This is a genomic window from Pseudoalteromonas piscicida (genome assembly GCF_000238315.3).
In the GTDB taxonomy this organism is placed as follows: Bacteria; Pseudomonadota; Gammaproteobacteria; order Enterobacterales; family Alteromonadaceae; genus Pseudoalteromonas; species Pseudoalteromonas piscicida.
In genome coordinates this window covers 1,987,254-2,009,856 of record NZ_CP011924.1, presented here as the reverse complement: position 1 = coordinate 2,009,856, position 22,603 = coordinate 1,987,254, and the positions used below count along the sequence as shown (strand labels likewise).

Annotated in this window: 22 protein-coding genes and 1 pseudogene; 10 read left to right on the top strand and 13 right to left on the bottom strand. The window is 40.6% G+C overall.

From position 1 onward, the window contains the following. The first annotated feature begins 271 nt into the window (after positions 1 to 271). Positions 272 to 736: a hypothetical protein gene (locus PPIS_RS09310; protein WP_010375813.1), complete on the top strand. Its 465-nt coding sequence runs from the start codon at positions 272 to 274 to the stop codon at positions 734 to 736. A 63-nt stretch (positions 737 to 799) separates the two neighbouring features. Here the strand turns inward: PPIS_RS09310 and PPIS_RS09305 are convergent, their stop codons facing one another. The 7 genes from PPIS_RS09305 to dinG all read right to left on the bottom strand — a co-directional run bounded on the left by PPIS_RS09305 (position 800) and on the right by dinG (position 6,505). Beyond that, entirely contained in the window at positions 800 to 1,594 is a 795-nt protein-coding gene (locus PPIS_RS09305; RefSeq protein ID WP_010375811.1) for an NPP1 family protein, read from the bottom strand. A 100-nt stretch (positions 1,595 to 1,694) separates the two neighbouring features. Further along, entirely contained in the window at positions 1,695 to 1,856 is a 162-nt protein-coding gene (locus PPIS_RS09300; protein ID WP_010375809.1) for a DUF2496 domain-containing protein, read from the bottom strand. Beyond that, complete coding sequence (locus PPIS_RS09295) at positions 1,853 to 2,125, bottom strand: late competence development ComFB family protein (RefSeq protein WP_010375804.1); 273 nt, start codon at positions 2,123 to 2,125, stop codon at positions 1,853 to 1,855. The genes PPIS_RS09300 and PPIS_RS09295 overlap by 4 nt, the downstream gene beginning before the upstream one ends. A 27-nt stretch (positions 2,126 to 2,152) precedes the next feature. Then, the gene (locus PPIS_RS09290) at positions 2,153 to 3,058 is read right to left on the bottom strand and encodes a histone deacetylase family protein (RefSeq protein ID WP_010375801.1); all 906 of its coding nucleotides are present in this window, start codon (positions 3,056 to 3,058) and stop codon (positions 2,153 to 2,155) included. Further along, entirely contained in the window at positions 3,058 to 3,657 is a 600-nt protein-coding gene (locus PPIS_RS09285) for a primosomal replication protein (protein ID WP_010375799.1), read from the bottom strand. Before PPIS_RS09285 ends, PPIS_RS09290 begins: the two co-directional genes overlap by 1 nt. After that, the gene (locus PPIS_RS09280) at positions 3,654 to 4,433 is read right to left on the bottom strand and encodes a TSUP family transporter (RefSeq protein WP_010375797.1); all 780 of its coding nucleotides are present in this window, start codon (positions 4,431 to 4,433) and stop codon (positions 3,654 to 3,656) included. The genes PPIS_RS09285 and PPIS_RS09280 overlap by 4 nt, the downstream gene beginning before the upstream one ends. A gap of 2 nt (positions 4,434 to 4,435) precedes the next feature. Then, positions 4,436 to 6,505, bottom strand: a complete 2,070-nt coding sequence (dinG, locus tag PPIS_RS09275) for an ATP-dependent DNA helicase DinG (RefSeq protein ID WP_010375794.1) — start codon at positions 6,503 to 6,505, stop codon at positions 4,436 to 4,438. A 167-nt stretch (positions 6,506 to 6,672) separates the two neighbouring features. Here dinG and PPIS_RS09270 point away from each other — a divergent pair, with 167 nt between their 5' ends. From PPIS_RS09270 to PPIS_RS09250, 5 genes are read left to right on the top strand one after another with little or no spacing between them, the layout of a single operon-like run. After that, positions 6,673 to 7,401 (top strand): 3'-5' exonuclease, encoded by a 729-nt coding sequence (locus PPIS_RS09270; protein WP_010375793.1) that lies wholly within the window; start codon positions 6,673 to 6,675, stop codon positions 7,399 to 7,401. A 43-nt stretch (positions 7,402 to 7,444) separates the two neighbouring features. Beyond that, positions 7,445 to 8,638, top strand: a complete 1,194-nt coding sequence (locus PPIS_RS09265; protein WP_010375792.1) for a site-specific integrase — start codon at positions 7,445 to 7,447, stop codon at positions 8,636 to 8,638. Next, a complete protein-coding gene (locus PPIS_RS09260) occupies positions 8,628 to 10,784 on the top strand; it encodes a hypothetical protein (protein WP_010375791.1) in 2,157 nt (718 codons plus the stop codon). Before PPIS_RS09265 ends, PPIS_RS09260 begins: the two co-directional genes overlap by 11 nt. Next, positions 10,781 to 12,730, top strand: coding sequence for a hypothetical protein (locus tag PPIS_RS09255; RefSeq protein ID WP_010375789.1), 1,950 nt, complete (start codon positions 10,781 to 10,783; stop codon positions 12,728 to 12,730). The genes PPIS_RS09260 and PPIS_RS09255 overlap by 4 nt, the downstream gene beginning before the upstream one ends. Continuing rightward, positions 12,723 to 13,304, top strand: a complete 582-nt coding sequence (locus tag PPIS_RS09250) for a hypothetical protein (protein ID WP_010375788.1) — start codon at positions 12,723 to 12,725, stop codon at positions 13,302 to 13,304. Before PPIS_RS09255 ends, PPIS_RS09250 begins: the two co-directional genes overlap by 8 nt. A gap of 72 nt (positions 13,305 to 13,376) precedes the next feature. Here PPIS_RS09250 and PPIS_RS09245 read toward each other — a convergent pair whose 3' ends face one another. Further along, positions 13,377 to 13,715, bottom strand: coding sequence for a helix-turn-helix domain-containing protein (locus PPIS_RS09245; protein ID WP_026345607.1), 339 nt, complete (start codon positions 13,713 to 13,715; stop codon positions 13,377 to 13,379). 96 nt (positions 13,716 to 13,811) lie between these two features. Here PPIS_RS09245 and PPIS_RS09240 point away from each other — a divergent pair, with 96 nt between their 5' ends. Beyond that, positions 13,812 to 14,072 (top strand): transposase, encoded by a 261-nt coding sequence (locus tag PPIS_RS09240; protein WP_169371678.1) that lies wholly within the window; start codon positions 13,812 to 13,814, stop codon positions 14,070 to 14,072. 179 nt (positions 14,073 to 14,251) lie between these two features. Here PPIS_RS09240 and PPIS_RS09235 read toward each other — a convergent pair. From PPIS_RS09235 to PPIS_RS09215, 5 genes and pseudogenes are all read right to left on the bottom strand, one after another. After that, positions 14,252 to 14,371 (bottom strand): annotated as a pseudogene (locus PPIS_RS09235) (IS3 family transposase); the annotation flags it as partial. Positions 14,372 to 14,554: 183 nt separating this feature from the next. Further along, the gene (locus tag PPIS_RS09230; protein WP_081629158.1) at positions 14,555 to 15,883 is read right to left on the bottom strand and encodes an ATP-binding protein; all 1,329 of its coding nucleotides are present in this window, start codon (positions 15,881 to 15,883) and stop codon (positions 14,555 to 14,557) included. Positions 15,884 to 15,898: 15 nt separating this feature from the next. Beyond that, a protein-coding gene (locus PPIS_RS09225; protein WP_096040897.1) for an IS3 family transposase occupies positions 15,899 to 17,079 on the bottom strand; the annotation gives its coding sequence in 2 pieces (ribosomal slippage) (positions 15,899 to 16,821 and positions 16,821 to 17,079; 1,182 coding nt in all). A 63-nt stretch (positions 17,080 to 17,142) separates the two neighbouring features. Beyond that, the gene (locus PPIS_RS09220; RefSeq protein WP_010378840.1) at positions 17,143 to 17,610 is read right to left on the bottom strand and encodes a hypothetical protein; all 468 of its coding nucleotides are present in this window, start codon (positions 17,608 to 17,610) and stop codon (positions 17,143 to 17,145) included. Next, positions 17,607 to 18,452 (bottom strand): SIR2 family protein, encoded by an 846-nt coding sequence (locus tag PPIS_RS09215; protein WP_248694221.1) that lies wholly within the window; start codon positions 18,450 to 18,452, stop codon positions 17,607 to 17,609. The genes PPIS_RS09220 and PPIS_RS09215 overlap by 4 nt, the downstream gene beginning before the upstream one ends. A 570-nt stretch (positions 18,453 to 19,022) precedes the next feature. Between PPIS_RS09215 and PPIS_RS09210 the strand changes: the two genes are divergently transcribed. The 3 genes from PPIS_RS09210 to PPIS_RS09200 all read left to right on the top strand — a co-directional run bounded on the left by PPIS_RS09210 (position 19,023) and on the right by PPIS_RS09200 (position 22,557). Further along, positions 19,023 to 19,619 (top strand): tyrosine-type recombinase/integrase, encoded by a 597-nt coding sequence (locus PPIS_RS09210; RefSeq protein ID WP_010378845.1) that lies wholly within the window; start codon positions 19,023 to 19,025, stop codon positions 19,617 to 19,619. A gap of 347 nt (positions 19,620 to 19,966) precedes the next feature. Continuing rightward, complete coding sequence (locus PPIS_RS09205; RefSeq protein ID WP_010378846.1) at positions 19,967 to 20,785, top strand: DUF4238 domain-containing protein; 819 nt, start codon at positions 19,967 to 19,969, stop codon at positions 20,783 to 20,785. 92 nt (positions 20,786 to 20,877) lie between these two features. Then, on the top strand, positions 20,878 to 22,557 hold the full coding sequence (locus tag PPIS_RS09200) for an ATP-dependent nuclease (protein ID WP_010378848.1): 1,680 nt from the start codon (positions 20,878 to 20,880) through the stop codon (positions 22,555 to 22,557). Positions 22,558 to 22,603: the final 46 nt, after the last annotated feature.

Genomic DNA, 22,603 nt, shown 5'->3' with positions numbered 1-22,603 from the left:
TCTTGCTTTTTCTGCATTGTAGTGGGATGTAAAAAAAGTGCCAGTAAGGTGAAATTCACGTTTGCTAAAGTTAGCGCTAAATCGGCAAAAATAAGCGACAAAGCGCATTTCTGTAATACCTTGTAACGCTTTTTTATAGTTTGAAAAACTTTTTGATCTGAATTAAAGGCAACTGAACTTGTACTAGTAAGATCAATAGAAGTGGCTAAACTTAGCCGAGTATGATCAGCTCTTTGCAATAATTGATAAATGATGTTCATAAGGAGGTTATATGTACGTTGCGTTAAAATGGGACCATATTATCGGAGCACATTTTGTGCAGTGGATCGTCGTAAAGTGCAGTGGCGTAACGGACAAATTTGGATTGCCACAAGCCTTACCCCCTCGGCGTGATATTGCCTATTTCACCGATCCCCAATCTGCTGAGCAAGATGCTAAACAATTTGCGGATTACAAAAATACTGGGCAAATGGCGCATATTGAAAAAAAATACTCTCCTAACTTGGGGGAGCACCATGGCTTTTGTCACTATGCGTGGGATCACACCTATCTGGGGGAATTAGTAAAACACGCTGTGCTCTACTGGGAAGACGGCAAACACTTTTCACCTGAACCACACCGAAGCGATGTTGCTTATTTTATCGATCCGCAAACAAGTGAAATGGATAGTATTTTCTTTGCACAATATAAGCTAGAGCGAGCAAGACAGCTTAGGCAAAAGCAAGACGCAGGTTAATACCTATTGGTATAAGCATATCGACTCACCTCACCGATGGGTGAGGTGAGTATGTCTTCGCAATTACTGAGCGTTATCTACATCACTTTGTGAGTACACTGGGTAGTCACTGGGTTTAAAGCGATTAAGGTTATTGAGGAAGCGACTGTCTTTAACGGGCAAGGTGGCGGAGCCATAGTCATATTGATTGAGCTTTTCTCGTAATTCCGTGTTCGAAATTCCATCTCCAGCCATTTTGTACCAACTGATGATAGCGGGTGTGACAAAGCGGTAATAGTTGTTTTCAGCGATTTCGTTTGATTTGGCGAAGCGCAGTGCATGGGTCAAAATACCGTCTTTATGATAGACAATTTTTAAATGGCCATTCTCGAATGGTAGCTCATTAGCAGGTTTAGTGAATAAGTCGCCATGTGCGCTATAACTACCGTGTGTAACTATCCCATCTCGAGTCCATACCGCTGCATACTCCCAGTCATGGCGGTGACCACCACCAAAGTAATCAAACACTTGGTCTTTTTTGAAGTAAAGTGCATAGAAGTGTCCACAATACTCGCCGCTAGTCGTTGTTTTACAGGCGTAGCGATGCACAGTATTAGAAGTATTTAAAAATTGATTATCTCGGCAATCACCAGTGATGCGACCCGATGTTTTTAGCCCTGAATTTTGCACACCAGTTCTACTGATCCCTGCACTAGGCAGGCAACCATCACCGTCAAAATCGAACACAGGTTCGGTACCATTGATAATGTAGGGGGCTGGTAGGGCTTCGTCTAATGCCGCAAAGTCATTGGCGTAAGCGTATTGTGTACACGCTGCAACAATTGCGAGGGACAATAAAGGGAGTTGTGTTGTTGTCATACTGCTTTCCTTAATAAATGCAGTTGTGCCGTTTTGCACAACCGCTATCGATTAGAATCTAAGGTTAAAAAAGAAGTATGACTTGAATGTATATTTAATGTTAAGTTTTTTGTTGGTTATTTAACTTTTTTTGAAAGTCAGATCTGACAATTTCAAGTGCAGCCATGACTTCTTCTGCTGGAAGATCATGCTCTTCTAACAACATAATAAGGTCGACGGCAAGTTTTACATGAGTTGGCGCTTGTTCTAGAGGGGTGCTCATACTTGAAATTGTTCCTTTTTAGCGATTTGTGAAATGGCAAAATCAATCGCACTTTCTACCGCTTGTTCCATTTTTACACGCTCGGGCTGAGGCAGGTAAAACTCCATGTCGACATCGTAGCGAATATAACGCGATGGAAGTTGGTTCAAAACAGTACAACAAAAATCGGCCATTACGTCTTCATCATAGATTTTATCTAACTTACGACGGACGATATGTTCGACTACCAGCTTTTCATAATAATTATGAATATCATCATGTAACTTCATACAGCCTCCTGCACATTCCTTTTAAGTTTATATCATAATAGCGGGGTTATCGAACAAAGCCAAAAAGGTTTGTTGATGTATATCTACAAGACGATCAACGTCGCGCTGATAGCCCCCACCAAGAGCAAAAGCTAACGGAATATTGAGGTGATGAGCATACTCAAAAACAATCGAATCTCGAGCCCTAACGCCTTGCTTTGAAACACTAAAGTGTCCTAGTTCATCACCTTGATACACATCTGCGCCGGCGTTATAGAGTATGATGTCTGGCTGGTATAATCGAACCGCCAGTTGTAAGGCTTCGCGGACGGTTGCCACATATTGTGCGTCCTGTGTATTCACAGGTAAGGCAAAGTCCAAATCGGATTGCGGTTTAACGCGAGGAAAGTTACTTTCACAGTGGATGGAGCAGGTAATGATATCGTCTCTATCTGCAACGATCGTTGCCGTGCCATCGCCTTGATGCACGTCACAATCAAAAATAAGCACTCGCTCAACCCGTTGATGGGCAATGAGCGTTGCTGCGACCACTGCCCAATCATTAAATATGCAAAAGCCGCTGCCAAAATCGCGATGTGCGTGATGATAGCCGCCGCTTAAGTTTGCTCCAAATCCATATTCGAGCGCAGACTGTGCTGCTGTTAAACCGCCACCTAGAGAAATCAAAGTGCGCTGCACGAGTTGCTCACTCCAAGGAAAGCCCATTTTCTTAATTGCTTTTTCGCTCAACGTGCCGTTTAGAAAGGCATCAACGTAATTACTGTCGTGGCAAAGTTGCAGTGCATCAGCTGTGATTTTTTGCTCGGGCTCTTTGATAAATTTAGCAAATTTACTGGCGTTTATTCGTTGGTATAATTTTTTATACTTGCTGATAGGGAAGCGATGCTTTTCAGGTAGATTTAGCTCGCTATAAATAGGGTGGTAGTAAAGCATTAACGGCTCTGACTTTTCTCAACTTCTTGAATTTTTTGCTCGGTGGCGGAAATAGCCTTTCTGCAGCGGCCAAGGCGGGCATGAAGGGCTAATATTTCGGCATTGAGTTTGGCAGCCTGAGTGGGATCTGCTTTGTCCATCTGTAGTCTTCTGAGATCAATCATTTCTTGCAGTCGACGCTCAAATTCATGATTTTGCGACAGTTCATGATATAACTCATGGGACGACTGCATAATCTTCTGCACTGCTTTCTTATACACTTTGGCTTTTTTTGGTGTATTTAGTTTGTTTTCTTTCGCCCAGACCGGGGTTGATTTTAACACCTTCAACACGGCTTCCATTTGCGAGCCTATCCGCTCGATGGCAAATGTAAAGGCGTGACGTTGTTCACTTGGCGGCAGGTGAGACATTGCTTCTGCTATTTCTTCAACATAGTCGCTGAGCTTTAAGCTTTTAGTTCGAAATACACGGGCATCAAATAAGCTGGGCTGTGCTTGCATATAACGATTCTTATCAAACCATTTCGCAGAGTCAAATTGCGCTGCTTGTTGCTTTAAGCGGCTGACTTGTTGCTCAAGCTTGATAAGTCCTGTACTCACGAGAAATAAGCCTCAAAAATGAGCTTGCCCGCAAGTACAATAACCACAGTGTTAAAGAGTGGTTTGATCAGTTTGTTACCAAACTTAATCGCAGAATGCGCGCCAAGCCAAGCACCAAACATTAAAAAGGCGCCCATGGTGACACCAAGCATAAAGTTAACATGGCCCAAGGCTACAAAGGTGATAAGCGAAATAAAGTTGGAAACAAAGTTCATTGAACGAGCAAGACCACAGTTTAAAAGTAAGCTCATTTTATAGAGCATACTGTTAGACGCAGTCCAAAACGTGCCAGTACCAGGCCCTGCCATACCATCAAAAAATCCCAACGATAAACCTTGCACCCATTGCTTGATTTTGAGTGCTCGATTCGCTTCAGGCAAAGTATGGGAATCTGTAGGGCTTAGTCTACCGACTAAGCTATAAATTGCGACAGCGATGATAATAACGGGGATAAGTTTATTTAAAAACTCGATACTGAGAAAGTCGACAAGCAATGTGCCCAATACAGCACCTATCGCAGTGGCAATAATAGAGCCAATCCAAAAGCTAGGTTTGAATAACTGCTTTTTGTAGTAGGTAAAGCTCGCGGTTAAAGAGCCAAAACTCGCGGCAAGCTTGTTGGTACCTAAGGTTAAGTGCGGAGGAAGGCCTGCAGTAAGCAAAGCTGGTACGGTAAGCAGCCCACCACCACCTGCAATTGCATCAATAAATCCAGCAGCCAGTGCGACTAAGCAAAGTAACCCCCAAGTTGTGGGATCTAAAGCGAGTTCAAACATTATTAATCAATTTGCCTTTTGTATGGTGGCAGAGTATCAAGCATGGCTTTGCCATAACGTTTTGTAACTAAACGTCTATCTAAGATGGTGATACGGCCGGAGTCTGATTCTTTACGCAGCAGTCTACCACAGCTTTGCACTAATTTCTTTGCAGCATCGGGTACAGTGATAGATAAAAATGGATTCCCCCCTTTACTTTGCACGAATTCCGCTTGGGCTTCTTCAATAGGGGACGTTGGCACGGCAAAAGGGATCTTAGTCACCACGAGGTTTTCTAAGTATTTTCCGGGTAAATCTAGCCCCTCGGATAAGCTTTGTGTACCAAATAAGATACTGCCGCGACCTAAGTCGATATTTGCTTTGTGACGAGTGAGTAGGGCGTCACGGGAAAGCTCACCCTGCACCAAAATATTGAGATTTTTACCTCTTAATTTTTCTACCACATGGTTCATTTGCCAATAAGAAGCAAACAGTACAAGGTTGGCCTTACTGGTGTCTAAGTAGGTTGGCAGGGCATCCGCTAAATAATCGCTAAAGGCTTTATCCGTTGGATCTGTTTGGGTTTTTGGCAAATACAATGTTGCTTGATTGGGATAATCAAACGGAGAATCAGCCTTGATATATTTAACACCAGGCTCTTTTGCCAACCCGCTTTCGTGGGCGAAATGATCGAATGTGCCTAAAGCGCTGAGGGTTGCGGAGCAGAGCACCGCGCCTGCACACTCTCGCCAGAGGTTATCTTTCAAATAATAGCCGACTTCGATCGGGCAATCGCAAAGTAAATGGTCGTGATGGTGTTTGTATTCTAAGCGTTTTATCCACCTCGCATGTGGCACGCTGTCGCCTTTTCGCGCATAGCTAAACCAGAGTTTGTTGAGTTGCTCAAGCCGATTGATATATTGACCGCTTTCAACCAATAACGGGTCGGCTAAAAAAGCTTGCACATCGCCGTCTGAAACATCGCCCGATAGTGCATCATGCATCTTGGTAAGGCAACGCAGTGCATCTTGCGTGGCATCTGCGATATCTTTTGCTTTTACGGTGAGGGCTTCAGGTACTTCGCCATGACTAAAGCGGTAGGTATCGTCATCGTTATAGGTAAAGTCGCTCTGATCGAGTATATCCCTTACCGCTCTGAGATATTTCGCAGCGTCATTGGCTGCATCATTCAGTTTGAAATTCTGCCCAATGGCTTTTTGCGAAACCACAGTGTTTGCCATCTTTCCGCTAAACTTAAGTAGCTTTTCAAGCCACTCGATAGTGCCTTTAATCGTCGCCGCAGCAGAAGAAAAATCTCTGGTAATATGAGGCAGGTGGTGCGCTTCATCAATTACGTAAAATGTTTCTTCTGGTTCCGGTAATATCGTTCCGCCACCTAGTTCTAAGTCGGCCAGTAACAAAGCGTGATTAATCACTAGCACATCCATTTGTGCAATCTTTTGTCGAGCCAAATGAAAAGGGCATAAGTGATGAGATTTTAATTGCCGTTGGCAGGCGTGTTTATCACAAGCGATAACATTCCAAACTTTATCTGGAATTGTGTCTTCCCAGCTATCTCTGTCACCTTGCCAGCGCTTTTCCTGGTATGCAAGTGCTAACTCTCTCAAGCACTTTTGCTCCATTTGAGAAAGCGGACTGCTGGTTGTCGGCATCATCGACATTTGCATCTCATCATCACTGACAGCAGCCATCAGTTTTTGTACACAGATGTAGCGTTGACGGCCTTTTACGAGGTCAAATTTAAAGTCTATGCCTGAATGTTCTTTTAAAAATGGCAACTCTTTGTTGATCAGCTGTTCTTGTAAAGCGACGGTTGCAGTTGAAATGACGAGTTTCTTTTTACTTGAGAGTGCAACAGGAAGCGCGCCGAGTAGATAGGCTAAAGATTTTCCGGTGCCTGTTCCTGCTTCAATCACGCAAATACGTTGAGAGCGGTGATAATCACCTGAAAGTGTTTTTGCAATTTCGGCGACCAGATAATTTTGACTCGGACGAGGACGAAAGCCATCTAAAGCGGAGGCGACATTTTGATGTGCTTGGCGGATGGTTTTTTTTAGTTTGTCTGAGAGCATAATCTATTTAGCCTAGAGTTCTGATATGAAGCAAGCCTACCACTTGAGTCTCGATTTTTAGTTAATCACTGCGTTAATGGGTAGGTTTTATTCTGTTTGTGACTTTATGTTCAATAAACAGGTGGATATAATTACAGTGATTCGTCTATTTTAGGGTGGTATTGGAGTTGGCACAAGCGATATATCAGGGCTTTGTTTTATCGAGACAGCAGATGCAGGTAAATGGCCAACTGCGCTTGTGTTATTGGCTCAAATCGCAACATCAGTTACTCAAGGTGTGGGTAGAGGATGAGCAGCCACTTTTTTTCATTAAACAAGATAAAAAAACGGAAGTAGAGCTGCTGCTAAGTCGCGCTCAGTTGCAGTTTAGCATCTTGCCAAGTCAACTAAAGCACTTCGATCAAGCCCCTGTTGGTGTTGTGAAATTTCGTACTTTGAATCACTTCTATGAGGCAAAACAGCTACTTGAAAATAAAGTCGCATTATATGAAGAAGATATTCGCCATTCCGACCGCTATTTAATGGAGCGCTTTATTCGCGGAGCCGCTTGGGTCAAAGGTAAAGCCATGCAAAAGTCAGGCTACATCGAAATTACTCAGGCGCAATTTAAAGCTTGTGATGATTATAGGCCACACCTTGAAATGCTCTCTATCGATATAGAATGTAACGGCGAGGGGGTCTTGTTTTCGGTGGGCTTAGTGACCGATACGGAAAAGCTGGTGATTATGATAGGTGAGGCACAGCATGCTGCCGTCAATGTCGTTTGGGTTGAAGATGAAATTGCGTTATTAGAAGAGCTAGTAACACAAGTGAATCGTTTAGACCCAGATGTGTTAATTGGGTGGAACGTTTATCAAGATGAGTACTTTTTAAGTTCATTTGTTGACTTATATTGATTACCTACTAAAGTCAACATAAATCGCCTACGTATATTTTCTTATGTGGAAAAAGTTCAAAATTACTGGAATTAATAGCCCAATTGGTCTGATCGATACATACTTTTTGATTCGTGACGATAGGCCTTTTGGTGAAGAGCATTTCCATGTACCTGCTTGCCTCTTTCTATTGCTCGGTTCGTCTAAAGGGCAAAAGCTCAGTACACAGAAATCTAGAGCTAGTGATCTGGCTTTGTTTTTAAACACTCTCGAATTCCCAGAAAAACTTCACGAAAAGGTCTCTCTAGATTGGCGGCGGCTGACTGATGCAGAGCGCGCTGGCTACTTGTCTTTTTTAAAAGTTGAGCGTGGTAATTCTGATGCCACTATACAGCGGGCAGCCTCAACACTCAGTGCATTCTACAAATTTTCACTAGAGCAACTACCAGTTTTAGAGTCATATACAGATTTCTCTTTTTATTTTAATAAAGGTGTATCAGTAACAGAGTACCGTTCAGGATCAATAACTCCAAGAAGAGTGAAATCACAGTACATAGATAGATTGCTTTTTGATGAAATCGAAAATAACGTCACAAGTAAGTCAGCTTTTATTCGAATGAGGAATCTTATCGGGATTCGTCTTGGTAGGAATAGTGGTCTCAGAGCCCACGAAGTAACTCTTAAAGGAAATTTTACAACTAGGGGATTACGAGCTCTAATTTCTGAGATGCGTGTCCGAGGTGAATCGGAGATAGAAATGGATATTCGTTCGGAAAAGGGTAATAAGGAGAGGCCTATAGTGATAAAACAAAAGGATATTGTGTTTATTAAACGTTTTTTGAATGGTCCTCGGAGTAATCTTCCGGAAGGAGAACTTCTGTGTCGTAGCGATGGACTTGCTTTTTCTAGCGAGAGCACGCCTGCAACTATTTGGTTTAAACAGGCACGGAATAAGGCAATGCCATCATTGCTGGCTAACTACGGTGACTATTGCACAAACCCTAAGCGCAAGTTTATTCTTGCGAAGAAATGCCTTAAAGACATCAGCTTTCATTCAGGAAGGCATAGTTATGCAACTGACCTAGTTGGAGAGGCATACGAGGATGGTACAGATCCAAAAGAGCTTTTATTGGTCCGTCTTGGTCATGTTGATAAAAAAACCTTGGCTGCTTATATTACGATTGATGCACTCACATCTGGTCGAAGGATAAATAGATCAGATCTTGACATCTCAATGGAAGATGTAAGTGAAAGATAAAAGTTGGTTAGCCGCCTATGCTTTGGGTGAGGTGGCACCAATTAACAGTGATCCAACATTTGCAAAATTTACAGCTTCTAACTCTAGGAGACATACTCCTTCTTACCATACACTCCGTATACCTAATCGACTTGAGAATGATCCTCTGTGTCTGGCTATAGTAGCTTACTGCAAGTCAGAGCCTTTCCTTAGTCAAGCTAGTATCACTCGGAAAGGGAAGTACCGATGTTTCATAAAGTTGTTCAATTTTCTTGATGAAAAGTTTGGAGAAGAAGGAGAGTGTGATTTGACAGCACTCCACCCAGACTGGACCAGCTATTTAAAGAAACGAAAAGTGTCTATTCAGGGTGATGTTGCCACTGTAAATACAGCGCTGAAATGGTATTTGGCAACAGAAAAAGGCAATAAGCGAGCTACAATTGCCCATGCTCGAGTAAATGCAACCCAGAAGAGAGTTCCTAGAATTTCTCGCCAATCATCTACCACTCGAAAAGCATTATCAGAACTGAGTAAATTAGAGTATGGCGATCAAACACTTATAAAATCATTACGTATGTTTTGTGTTGTCATGCTTAAAATCTTAAGAGAACAAAGGAGTTACCTTCTTTCAAATGCCGAGGTTAAAGAGGCAAGAGCCAATCTTAACAAATTAACTGGAGCGACTGCTAAGCAAGTTAGGCATGGATCTATAAGAAGTGTAAAAGCTGATGTTGTAGAGGCATTTATAAGACCGCTATGGAATGCTATAAGTTCATCTGACAACCCATTGCTAATAGAACGTTTATTATTGAATTGTCCTTCCTCTCGTCGGCTTATACAAAATAGCAAAGTTACTTTTACGCCAGAAGAGCAAAAGGAACTTATGAAATTGCATCTAACAAAAAACGGCTTCTTGAGGCGAGATCGGAACTATCTACTACATAAAGCGAAAAAGGGAAAAGTTGTAAGCTCAGCAAGGTTTGACAGGTGTTCATATGAATCACTAGACAAACCAATTCAAGCAGAAAAGGTTATGATTTCATGGCTTCTTGCAAGTGAACGAATACAATTATCAGGCCAAATTGATCTAAAGGTTGGAGACTATTATATTTCAGGAGAAACAGGATCTTGGGACTTTGGTAAGAATAGATCCACAGCCACAGAGTATACTTCGCAAATGTATAGTAAAGGCTCAGCAGTACATAATGCATATAAAGAATACATTGCTTTGGCTAGCAATGATAATGATGCTAAGAGCTTAGCAGGAGTAAATCCTCAACCGACTCAACTAAGACTAACATTTGAACGATGCTCCCACTTAGATCCTATTCTATCTGTAACATTAAAAGGATCATATTTAAGAAGTTGGCTCTTAAAAAACTACCCAATCACGAAGCCATTTATTGAGCTTATAACAGATATATGCACCCAAAATGATCTTTGGTATCTCGAGAAAGATAAAGGGCAAACTAAAGGAAGTACAGAGTTAGCCTTAAGATCTTTAGGACTTTCATATGTGGCGCAGTCTGTTGCAATTATTAACGATAAGCGTGGAATTCGGGAAAAGCAAAGTGCGTATGAGATGTTTAGTCAATCTGAAGTGAATGCTGCGTTGAATGCTCATACACCAGATGTGAGGCAGAATATCTATATTAATAGAAGTGAGACACTGACAAGAATCAACGAACGTAAGTGGTTTTCAGAGGTAGTCACTGAAGAGATGATCAAAGATGCTCAGAACCTGATTGCAGTTCTATCAAATTCAAAAACTAAGGTCGTTTCTTTGTCAGAGGCCAGAAACGTGCTGGGCCTTAAAAGCTTTCAAAAAGAACCTGAAGATATGGTAGCTTTTTCTGAGTTGCTTGAAGAGTGCGAAAAACACGATACTGAGGTAGGTTGTTTTGGTGATATCAAAACAGGATCAGAAAAGTTAATAGTTGAGCTTCCAATCACAGCTGCTTTAATGCTGTCATATCAAGCGGAATTAAAGAAAAAATTTCAAGAGCAAATAGCTATATCCAATCGCCAAAAAGCTTACTATCTATCTCGATATATCTATATCGATGGAATTTTAAATAGCTTTGAGCCGCATACAGTTAAGTCTGGTATTGAGCTTATGAAGTGCTTTGATATCCCTGCACCACCTATCTTTGTGGAGAAGTTATGAGAGCCAAGAATCTCGAGGGGATCAGTCCTTCACTATTTGAAAAGAATGGCAACAAACATCCTAATAATTTGGGTGATCCAGCTTGGTACATCCATGATGAGGATAAACAGATACGAAGAATTGATTTTTCGGAGTGGGAGTGTAGTGACGATAAAACTATTTGGGCGCAATCATTTATTTTAAGGCGTGCTGATGGATATGTTAATAATGACCAAAAAATTGTAGTTAGTGATCAAGGTATTTGGAACCCTATTATCAATAAGTTGAGGGATCTCTGTGAATATTGGGAGTTGAATCATTCCCGCACTCCTTTGTCACGATGGACTGAGACCGATGTTGTTTCTTTCCTTAAATACGTCATGCTATATGTCGATGATGAGGGTGATATATGTGTGCGACACCATGGGCAGGAAGAAGGGTATAGGCATATATTGTATCGAAGTCATCAGTATTTCATGGATGCATCAATTGTAGATGGCTTACGTGTAGAGGTAAGTAAACGTTTTTCTGAGAGTCTACTTGAACCTTATTTGTCTAAATCTGGTATGAGTTTAGGCGCTTGGCTTAAAGGCGGTAGTTTGGGATCTATTCCTATCGAAAATGGTATGGTTGTATTGGCAAGTGCAATACAACTGCTAGAATCTCCCCATGCAAATGCAGCTAGAGCATATTTCAAATTCATCAGAGATAATCATGATATAAGCGCTGCAAACGTCTTATCTTCAAAAGATAACTTGTTTGTAGAAAATAGAATATATAACTCTGAACGAAGTGATTTTAAAGTGCTCTCTGCAAAGAGGGCTGAATTAAAATTAATCTTAAACAAAGAGTTAGCTGGAGAATCGGTCGATTTTTTTAAGCAAGGAGCTTTTAGTGCATTCGTTGCAGAGCTCTATGCAGCTGCTACATACATTCTTTTAGTTTTAAGCGGCTTTCGTATCAGTGAGTGGACGACATTTAATACAAGAGATTTTATTCACCACAAAGATGGGACATGGGAGTTTCGAAATCAGATCCATAAAACGAATTATTCTATAAAAGCTCCTAGATATCTTCATGGTATGACAGCTTTTGCCTTGAATACGTTAATTGAATGCTCATACGTTGATAAAATGTCAGAAAATGCTCCTGTATTTCTTAGATCGTTTAGGTGTAGCCATTTATGTACTCTCGGTAAACGAGCAACTCTTTCCGATTTGTTGAAGGTTGGCATTTGGGGCGAGCACCCTGAAAATACTATTAGAGGAGCATTTCAAAAGTTTTACAGAAAAGTTATAAACCAACACCCAGAACTGGCCAGTATTCATAGTGAAACTAGTCCTCATCAGGCTAGGCACCTTTGGGCTGAATATTGTATACGTAGATTTGATGGCGCTGTTGTAGAGCGGATTTCAGAGCATTTTCGGCACCGATTGTCCGATAACTTTATAAGAGCATACTATGAGAAGGCTCTTAGAGAACGCGAACGCGATGCTATTGAAAACTCTTATATCGAAGAAATTTTACGTAGTATCGGAGGAAGTGATGAATCAATGATTAGATTATACGGACCAGCTGCAAAGCGTGCTCGGATGGAGCTGAATAAGGCCAGCGTGATCTCCCCAGACGACTTTGAACTAACTATAGCAAACCTTTCTGAGAGTATTATTATTACTGTTGATGAGTGGGGCTACTGTCTACTCAGGAAAGGGGAGGAGCAATACGCAAAATGTTTCAATAAAGATTTAGGAACGACAATGGTCGAAGAACTGCGCTCTTTTGAGGTCTGTGCTAGCTGTATTCATAGTTGCAATACAAAATTACAAAGAGTAGGGATTGAACGTTCGTTAATAGCGCATGAGGAGTTCATAGAGGCTCTACCTCTAGAACTTTCACGCTTAGCTGATGCAAGTAGAAAGCATATAAGGGTTGGTGAAAGTCGGTTAAAGGAAATGGACAATGAGTAGACTTTTAAATTATAAGAAAACGGCTAGCTCCTCTCTCCATGAACCAGAATGGATTACCAATGCAACTGTACTCCAGAGAAGGCTTTATTTAGAAGCTAAAAAACAGTTCGAAGCAAAGAAAGCTGAAATACTAGCTGGGAAAGCTTCCGATGGGAAATGTCGTAAGATTGTTGCTTCTCAAGTCGCTTTGGCAGCTGGGTGTGACAAAAGTAATATTAGTGAGCGAAAAAACCCAGATCTCCATAAGTGGATTAAAGACCGTACGGAAGAGCTAATTGCTTTAGCTCAAGAAAAGCTTCGCTCTAGAGTTTCCCGAAAGAAAACAGCAGAAGAGGTACGTAAAGAAAATGCATTAATCAGACATCAGATAATGGAGTATAGAAATCATGATTACGCTAAGATTGCCGAGGCTTTGCTAAGTAGTACATTAACTGAGTCTCACAAAAACATATCAGCGGAACTGGCTGAGTTACGACGTGAGAATCAAACTCTACAAAATCAAGTTGCTGAATTACGTGAAACTAATAAGCAACTAATAAAATCAATCAATATCTCACCTCAGAAGCATAATTAATAACCGTAGTGTTCAGCCCAGAATGTGTCAATGTTCGATAGTTTGCTTACTTTAGCTCTGTATTGAACTTGGCTAAGTGCTTCCTTTTGGACGATGTTTTGAATTTTTATTTTGTTCAAGTTGATTTAAAAACTTCAGCTTTTCTTCTTGAGATAACTGATCGAATAACATAACAAGCTTGGCCATATCATCATTTTCACAAAAGAAATAGTTTAGTGGAACATGTAGTTCTTCAGCTATTCGCTTTAAAGTTTGCAAATCTGGTGTATGTCTGCCTTTTTCATAATGGTTCATACGCCCACTCGCAGAACTTGGCTCCAGACCAATTCTAATTCCCAAGTCTCTTTGAGAAATTTTTTCTCTTGTCCTAGCCTCTTTAAGCCGCGCCGGGAGGGGGTTACTAAAATCCAAAGGTTAATCATAATAAAAAGCTGGTACTTAGATTCTCTAAGTTTTACTCTATCATGTATACTTAGGAATCCTAAGCTACTATCGAGGAATATGATTGTGAGTAAGACTTACTCAGATGAAATAAAGTTATCAGCGACCAGAAGGGTATTGTCTGAAGGAGAGCGGGTTGCAGATGTTGCTAAAGATTTGAACATAGGTCAGAGCACTTTGTATCATTGGATACAATCAGCGAAGCAACTAGAAAACTCGAAATATAGCTTGATTGTTAATTCACTTGAAAAACGTCTAGAAGAGTTATCAAGAGAGCGAGATATTTTGATTAAAGCTGCGTCAATATTTGCTAAAGAGCTTCACTAATATATTTGATTAGAAGCGTGAACAAAGGCTATGGAATTGGTTTGAAGGATCTAGGTTGCTTTGTTTTCACGTGCTCAATTGAGTAAATATTAACTTGAACTGCCACAGTTGATTTTTTTGAATAAAACATAATTGCGAACAGTTGTTTTGTGGCAGAAGCTGCCTACTTGTTTTTATAGCTTTTTTGCGATGATATGCTCAAGCATCGAGTGCTTTAAGTTCAGCGTGGCAAGCATATCTTTTAGCCTACGATTTTCTTCTTCAAGTTCTTTAAGACGTTTAACAACAGATGCTTCCATTGTGAGAGAGTAATAAAGTCTCATACCAAGTAATAAAGATTCATACTAAGTATTAAAGTATCATACTAAGCATTAAAGTATCATACTAAAATGGCAGCTAGCGCAGTCGATACGCTGCCATTTCTAAATCGAAAATGCCCCAAAACGTGTTGACAACTAGGAAGCCCCCCATACTGGACTAATTCAGGGCCGATCAGACTCTTCTTCGGTTTTAACTGCCCAGAGGTTACCTAAAAGAACGTCATTACTGTCTGGTTTGCTGTTGTCGCTTAATTCATCCACTTGGATCAGCATAGGCAGATCAAACGAAGTACCTGTAATAATGCAAGAGCCTCTTGATAGGTTAGGAATCAATGATCGAGAAACAGAATCTAATGTACTAATGGTGTTATCTAGTAAGAACAAATCACGGTCATTAACCAAACGATGGATAAAGAAGTTATGCAATTGGGACATAATCGTTGCAGATATATCCGCAGGTCGTTGACTCGATAATGTTAGGAAAATTCCGAACTTGCGACCTTCCTTAATCAATTCTTCAAACAACTCTAAACGATAGTCTTTCCAGTTAGCCTGTTCACGTACTGATTGCTGAGAAAGGATGTTATGTGCTTCATCAATGATTAGGTGCAGTGTCTTTTCTGGTGGGCTTGTCTTGATTTGATTCTTATGAGAATTGTAATAGTGCTTCGTTACAAGAAGGGGAATGATTTTCTTCACGTCTTGGTTGCAATTACGCAGCGAAATGACGGTTAGTGCCTTATCGTCAGCAGAAACACTAGACTCTACTTTGATTACCTTGGATAACCCTCCTAGCGAGGATTCAGCACGTTTTAATAGTGGCTGTATGTGATCGAATTGAACAAAGTTGAACATCAAATCATTAATCAACTTCAATTTGCACAGAATTTTGAATTCCTGAAATGCGTCAAGGTCATTAATCTGAATGCTATCAACAGTATTTTTGAGGTAGAGATTATATTTGCTTTCGCTATTAAAGAATTCAAAACCTGTCCCAACACGAATTTTAAAGTTACTTCCATGCCAACTAACATCTTTGAGGATATCTACGCTATCAGTGCTCTTTAGAGCACTCTTGATGAGGTCGAGTACTTCAGGCTTCTGAGAAGATGAAGTTAAGCAGAACTTAATAGTATACTTTAAGTAACTTAGAGCACTCGCCTTACCAGAGCCATACTTTGAGCGTCCTTGCAGGACTCTATTAATAAACGGTTTCTGTGTATTGGTCGTGGCTTGGAAAAGAATTGAAAGCGTCTCCGCATTCCAGAATTCGTCTTCTGCTAACGGGAATTGATCGACTGCTGTATTCGTATTCAGATCTATAGCGTGCTTATGTTCCAGTGATACGATTTGATCTTTGATGTACTCACCATTGAAATCAAGCAGCACGAACTTACTGACAGGTTTGATTTGCTCATGCTTTTCATCGAACAAAGTGGTGAAGAGTTTCGTTAGAGTATTTGATTTACCGCTACCAGTGTTTCCAAAAATACCAATGTGTAGTGGTCAACTAATTTTGGCCACAGTTTTAGAATCTTGGTATCTAACCTCAGATTCATTTGGCGCTAAACCAGCATTATAATGATGAGGCCTAACGTTGTTATAATATCCGTTGATATAATCACTCACACCATATTTAGCATCTTTAAAGTTTTCGTATCCAACCTTTGGCATCCACTCCGTTTTAAAGCTTCTAAAAAATCGCTCCATTGGCGCATTATCCCAACAATTTCCGCGCCTGCTCATACTTTGTGTAATTTTATAGCGCCATAAACGTTGGCGGTACTTCAAGCTTGTATAATGGCTTCCTTGGTCTGAGTGAAACATCAATCCACTTGGTTTACCTCTGCTTTCATACGCGAGTTCAAGCGCTTTTAGCGTTAAGCTAGTATCTGGCGACAACGACATTGCCCAACCAACGACTTTACGTGCAAATAAATCAACAACGACCGCTAAATAGGCCCAGCGATTGCCTGTCCAAATATACGTCACATCACCGCACCACACCGTATTCGGCTCAACAACATCAAACTGCCTGTCTAGCAAATTTGGGATTTCAAGATGCTCATTACCACCCCTTTTATATTGATGTTGTGGTACTTGGCAGCTCTCTAGTTTTAGTTTAACCATTAGCTTAGCGGCGCGATAACGGCTTAATTCAAAATCGTTATTCGTTGCGATTGCTGCGATTGTCCGTGCCCCAGCTGAACCGCCGCTCATTGCATGTATGGCTTTAACTTCAGCTTCTAGCCTTATTTGCTCTGGTGTAGGCGTTGTATCCCGTATGGCCCAATATTTATAGCTGCTGCGATGCACATTGAATACGCTACACAACACGCTAATTGGGTAACGCTCTCGTTGATTTAATTTCTCAATTAACGAGAATTGTTCAGGGAGTCGGACATCAAGAGAGCGGTAGCCTTTTTTAATATATCCTTTTCTAATTCAATACGTTGGATTTGCTTTTTAAGTTCGCGGATTTCAATTTGTTCAGGTGTCATTGGTGACGCTGTGGGGGTCTGGCCATTCCGCTCTTGCTTCAATTGAGTTACCCACTTACTTACAGTTGATTTACCAACCCCCATAGCCTTAGCTGCATCTTCTTGTGTGTAGCCTTGGTCAACTACAAGTTGAGCTGTTTCTAATTTGATTGCCGCAGAATAGGTTGCGCGTTTTAATTTCGTCATTTTTTCACCCAAATTTGTATGCAAATAGCATAACATTTCTTTCTTAATGGGTGGCCAAATTAACTATGCCACTACAATGTGAGTATTAAACAACTTCTGCCAAGGTAGAGATATCTCAATCCCTTCTTTTAACAACGATCCAATGCAGAAATCTGATTCAGCGCTAGATGAATAAACTGTCTTTAAGGCGTGCTCAGGTAACAGGAAGGCAGGATCTCGGATCAACGGTAAGAACTTGATGCCTTCAAAGAAGTTACCATTTTCAATGTAGCCAATAGGGCGAATATGCACTTTTCGTACGTACTCGATTTTATCCGTGTTCTCTTGGAAACGCCTTTCATCTAAGTACTCACCCTCAACGATGCATACAATGTCACGGAAGCCACGCTGAATTGAAACATACTCTCTGATAGATATGCCTTTGTATCGCTGACCTTCATAGAAAATGGTGTCTTTGTTCGATGTCTCATCAACGGTCAACGTAATTTGAATGCCATTTACCGCTGTTACCTCACCAATGAAGATGCTCATGCGTCATCCTCACCAAGAGTTAGGACGTGAGAGTTGAAGTAAGAGAAATCTAATGCCTTACCTTCTTCATGGACAACATACTTGATGTTATTGAAGTCAGAGAAATGCTTCTGTAATTCGGGGATTATCGTTTCTCTGTAGCAACAGATGTATACCTGTAGAGTAGGGTTCGTCAGAGAGCGTTTAATCAAGTTCCTGATATGCTCATCAGCAAATGAGAACCCGAAGGCTATCAATACGCTATTTGGCTTTTCTAACTCATAACTAAGGTGCCGCAGCATTTGGTAATAGTGTTCTTCAAATACCGTTTCGTGGAACTTCCATTTCGTAGGGTTCACGATAGGTAACTGGTTATATTCCTTGTAGAAGTCATTTTGTATGTTCTCGAATGCTGCTTTGTTTTCATCATCGATAGTCATTGAACACAACTGATCCACGGTGTGAGAGCCACTTTCTAGCATCTCTTTGAAGTCACCGTAGTACATGCTGTCTATTGATGACTCAGAAACGATTTGATCCGCAGAAGAATAATCAACGAGGATAGAATCGTTGTGCTTACGCCAGAAAGCAGAGCCGTGAAGGTGGATAAGATTGATTTGTCGTTGGACTTCTTTGTTTCTGTCGAAGATACCTGATTCAGTGGTCATACAATCGAAGTTACGAGCCTCAACGATTTTCTTATGGAAACCACGAGAGCCATCGTTGATGTTAAATCGGATTGATTTTTCTTCGTAGAGATCATCTGCTGCGTAGGCTAGGCAGGAATCGTAGTTCGTGGTGAAGAAGTTAATCTTTCTGTCGTAACCTCGTTTTCGACGAAGAATTTCGAGGTTCAATTTCATGAACTTCTTATAATTATCGATGACTGTTTGTTCATCGTCTTTTAAGGAAGTGAAATCAACAGAACTAACAGGCTTAATGCATTCCTCGTAGTAATACATGAATAGCAAGGCTTTGAGGTGTTTAGCGTCAATAGAATCGAACTCGGTAGCCAAAGTTTCAATCGTCTCCCATTTCCCCTCAGTTTGCATGTCCAGTGCAAGAGTAGGGAATAGACCTGCCGATGCTCCTGCACCAATCAAATAGTTTATGTTCTTGTCGTGTAGGTCGTTCAGATCGATTTTGGAAGTCGTCATAGGGTCGAATGCTCAGAATAATTATTAAATTTGTTGATAAGCAACTGTTTTACAACTGAGATTATCGGGAAATGAAATGACGGTCAATTCCCGATAAGTAGTGAGGATTTCATAGTGAGTGGAAGGGGGGTTCTTTTACTTTGTTTATTAGGTTTTTCCATAGTTGATTTATTTGAATTTTGCCAAATTAGCAAAGCCACTGACTCATCTATGTCCAAACCTTAGTCATTGGCAATCTATCTATTATCAATAGTGACTTTTAATTAGGAGGTCACTATGAAACAAAAACTAAACCACAATGCTACTGGGATGAAACGTCCTTTCAAACTTGAAGAGATTTGGCGTATACGTACTCGCATTGAAATTCAAAATAACTTGATGCAACTGGCGTTACTTAACTTGGCGATAGACAGCAAGCTAAGATCATGTGATCTACTGTCTTTAAGGGTTAAAGATGTCGCAACCCAAGATCAAGTTTTCGAGAGGGTTCAATGGACACAAAAGAAAACAGGGATCGAAGTTCAATTTGAGATAACTCCGAGAACACAACAAAGTATTAGCCGTTGGGTTCAAGAAGGTAAATTGAAACCTAGTGAATATTTGTTTCGGAGTTTACGTCGCACTAATCAACCAATAAGCTATTCATATTACAGGTCTATAATCAGGAGTTGGGCTGAGCAGTTAGGGCTTGATTCTGATCTATATGGTACTCACTCAATGCGCAGAACCAAAGCGACTTTGGTTTACGCACGAACCAAAAATATTCGCGCTGTTCAATTACTACTTGGTCACACAAAAATCGATAACACGATTAGATATCTCGGAATTGAGATTGAAGATGCTATCAAGGTATCCAGAGAAACAGATTGTTAATTAAGAAAAGGCGGCAATTTAAGCTGCCTTTGCCCCAAAACAAGCTAGAAACCTTTGCTCAACGGGGTATCATCGGTTCTGACCGAATATTGCTTAGTCAGCATAAATTTGACTGTATTTATATACAGTGGTGGCGTATTTCTCCTATAGTCAAGAAAACGACCCACTGAGTCGTTTTTATCCTTTCCATTATTGCAGAAATGATGAAAAATATATCTGTAGCAACAAGTTAGTTATTGTGATAAAACTGGTACAATGAGAATAATGACCCATGACTCGGTATAGAAACGACCCATTGGGTCGATATTAAATTGTTAGCTTTCCCTGCTTCAATAAAGAGATATTACATGGCGCGATTATCCCGACACGAAAAGCCATTGCTTAAGACTAATGAGCATGGAAGCAACCCTAATAAAATAATTGTTAATCAACATGTAATTCCTAGCAAACATCTTTTAGAGTGGTCTTCTGATGGGAAAATGGTTGAGGTATTCGACATCGAAAGTAAGAAGTTAAAAACACTTCCTGCTAAAAGCCCATACTTCTGTGTTATGAGGTTGTGGGATCAATGGACTGAATCGAAGATGTTGAAAAGTAATGAAGATAACTATCAAAGCCAGATCGGGCTTATGAAAAATGGAAATGATTTTACCGATCCCGATTATGTTATGGCTTATTATGTATTGCTGTGTGTTAGGGTTTGGGTTGCTAATAAAGAGCGTCCCCACTACCCATCAGAATTTTCTTCAATATCCCATGAATATAGTAAATCTGAATTAGAAGATAATGAATTGGAAATGGATGGCCCCGCTCATATTGTAAATGCCACAATAGATCCTGATAGTCAGCATATGGCGAGACAAGTTGTGAAAATGGCAATGAATCAAGCCTTCGCACAATGGTGCGAAACTATAAAAAATCAAAGATGGCGGTTGTATCAAAGCGACAATGATAAATTTATCCTATCAGATGCTTTTTGTGCCAATTTCCTAGAAGGATTTCATGTACTTCCTCTTAACCCGAAACAAGTGTTAATTGCTGAATCAACTTATGAAAATTTAGTGCAAAATTCGTGCTTGTCCGTTCAGTTCATTAATGATGTTATGAAAAGGAATGCAGTTAACTATTACCTTGAGTCATCGAACTCTGATGATACAGAAAGCTAACAAGGCCAAGCACTCGGAAAATTTACTCGCTGTCGCTCCTAAATTTCCGGTGTTGGCGGCGTTATATACCTTAATTTACTTTTGGAGAGATCATGAAACTAAGGAAGGTAATCATCCATAACTTTAGGTCTGTATTAGACGCCACATTTGAAGTGTCGAACTACAGCCTAATTGTTGGTGAAAACAATTCAGGGAAAACAAACCTGCTCAGCGCATTAAGGGTATTTTACGAGGATGATGGCCTGAAGTTCGATAAGAACAGGGATTTTCCGAAGATTGACACGGCTGACAATGAATCATGGATGGAATTGCACTTTCATACTTCGGACGAAGAGCAGGATTCATTGAAAGATGACTATAAGTCTCCAGACAACCTTCTCAAGGTTCGTAAGTATTTTCTCTCTGATGAGGGAAAAGTTAAGGCTAAGCAGTCAAATATTTATGCGTATGAAAATGGAGTGCTTTCTGAAAGCAACTTTTATGGAGCCGCGAATGTTTCCTCATCAAAGCTCGGCTCAATAATATATATACCCGCTGTAAGCAAAGTAGAGGACACTTTAAAAACCTCCGGCCCTTCTCCATTTCGTGATTTGGTGAATTTGGTTATGAAAAAGGTAGTTGCAAGTAGCAATGTCTTTGAAGAGCTAAATAGTGCCTTCTCAAAGTTTAATGATGAGTTTAAAGGTGAGGAAGCTAGCGGGTTATCAATAGATGGGATTAAATCAGGAGTAAACGCTGAGCTATCGCAGTGGGGAGTTGGAATTGATATTGAAGTCTCTCCAATAAAATCAGATGACATTGTTAAAACCCTGCTTAAACCACACATTGAAGATCATAAGCTAAACGGACAGCGTGTCGATATATCTTCATTCGGACAGGGCTTACAAAGGCATCTGATTTACACTCTGATCAAGATGTCTTCTCAGTACAATACTCCATCCAAACCATCAAAGAAGGATTTTAACCCTGATTATACGTTACTTTTATTTGAAGAGCCTGAAGCATTCCTGCACCCTTCACAACAAGATGTGCTGTTTAGAAGCCTAAAAGATCTGGGTAACTCCGACGGGCAACAGGTAATTGTATCTACACATTCCTCGCAATTCGTTGGAAAATCAGTAAGCGATTTAACTTCTATCTTACGTTTGCATCGAAGTGATAAGCACTCTGTTGCCCATCAGCTAACTGAATCGACGATGCAAGAGGTTTTAGATAACAACTTGGTTGCTGCCAGAGAATTCGGTGAAGACCAAGATCCAAATTTTGATGAAGAAGTTAGAATGGCAGATGAAGAGTTAAGATATTTTCTCTGGCTAGATTCTGAACGATCTAGTCTGTTCTTCGCTCGTCATGTTTTGTTATGCGAAGGTGCTTCTGAAAAAATATATTTTGACTATTTGGCTGATAATGAGTGGGACTTTCTAAGGGAGTCTAGAGTTTATGTGCTGGATTGTCTTGGCAAGTACAATCTTCATAGGTTTATTCATCTTCTAACTGAGCTAGGCATTCCACATTCTGTGATTTTTGATGGGGATAATAATAGAGGCAATCATGCCACGTGGAATGGAATTGTGACTGATGCATCGACACCACTAACTTCGGGAATTTATCAATTTACAGAAGATCTTGAAGAGTTCCTCGGAATACCTAAGCCACAAGGACGCAATGATTTGAAGCCGATAAATATAATCAAACACCACGTGGATGGTTTAATTGATGGGCAGAAGAAAAGCGATCTTGAAGCTATAGTGAAGGAGTTGGTCGGTGTATAACAAGGCGCTGCTGTCGGACAAATTTTCCGCTGCGCTCCAAATTTGC

Bases quoted from the DNA above. Each gene is read 5' to 3' on its own strand.
- PPIS_RS09255 (WP_010375789.1), top strand. From the start codon at position 10,781: ATGAGAGCCAAGAATCTCGAGGGGATCAGTCCTTCACTATTTGAAAAG.
- PPIS_RS09220 (WP_010378840.1), bottom strand. From the start codon at position 17,610: ATGAGCATCTTCATTGGTGAGGTAACAGCGGTAAATGGCATTCAAATT.
- PPIS_RS09310 (WP_010375813.1), top strand. From the start codon at position 272: ATGTACGTTGCGTTAAAATGGGACCATATTATCGGAGCACATTTTGTG.
- PPIS_RS09305 (WP_010375811.1), bottom strand. From the start codon at position 1,594: ATGACAACAACACAACTCCCTTTATTGTCCCTCGCAATTGTTGCAGCG.
- dinG (WP_010375794.1), bottom strand. From the start codon at position 6,505: ATGCTCTCAGACAAACTAAAAAAAACCATCCGCCAAGCACATCAAAAT.
- PPIS_RS09205 (WP_010378846.1), top strand. From the start codon at position 19,967: ATGGCGCGATTATCCCGACACGAAAAGCCATTGCTTAAGACTAATGAG.
- PPIS_RS09300 (WP_010375809.1), bottom strand. From the start codon at position 1,856: ATGAGCACCCCTCTAGAACAAGCGCCAACTCATGTAAAACTTGCCGTC.
- PPIS_RS09200 (WP_010378848.1), top strand. From the start codon at position 20,878: ATGAAACTAAGGAAGGTAATCATCCATAACTTTAGGTCTGTATTAGAC.
- PPIS_RS09280 (WP_010375797.1), bottom strand. From the start codon at position 4,433: ATGTTTGAACTCGCTTTAGATCCCACAACTTGGGGGTTACTTTGCTTA.
- PPIS_RS09250 (WP_010375788.1), top strand. From the start codon at position 12,723: ATGAGTAGACTTTTAAATTATAAGAAAACGGCTAGCTCCTCTCTCCAT.
- PPIS_RS09265 (WP_010375792.1), top strand. From the start codon at position 7,445: ATGTGGAAAAAGTTCAAAATTACTGGAATTAATAGCCCAATTGGTCTG.
- PPIS_RS09295 (WP_010375804.1), bottom strand. From the start codon at position 2,125: ATGAAGTTACATGATGATATTCATAATTATTATGAAAAGCTGGTAGTC.
- PPIS_RS09215 (WP_248694221.1), bottom strand. From the start codon at position 18,452: ATGAAATTGAACCTCGAAATTCTTCGTCGAAAACGAGGTTACGACAGA.
- PPIS_RS09210 (WP_010378845.1), top strand. From the start codon at position 19,023: ATGAAACAAAAACTAAACCACAATGCTACTGGGATGAAACGTCCTTTC.
- PPIS_RS09290 (WP_010375801.1), bottom strand. From the start codon at position 3,058: ATGCTTTACTACCACCCTATTTATAGCGAGCTAAATCTACCTGAAAAG.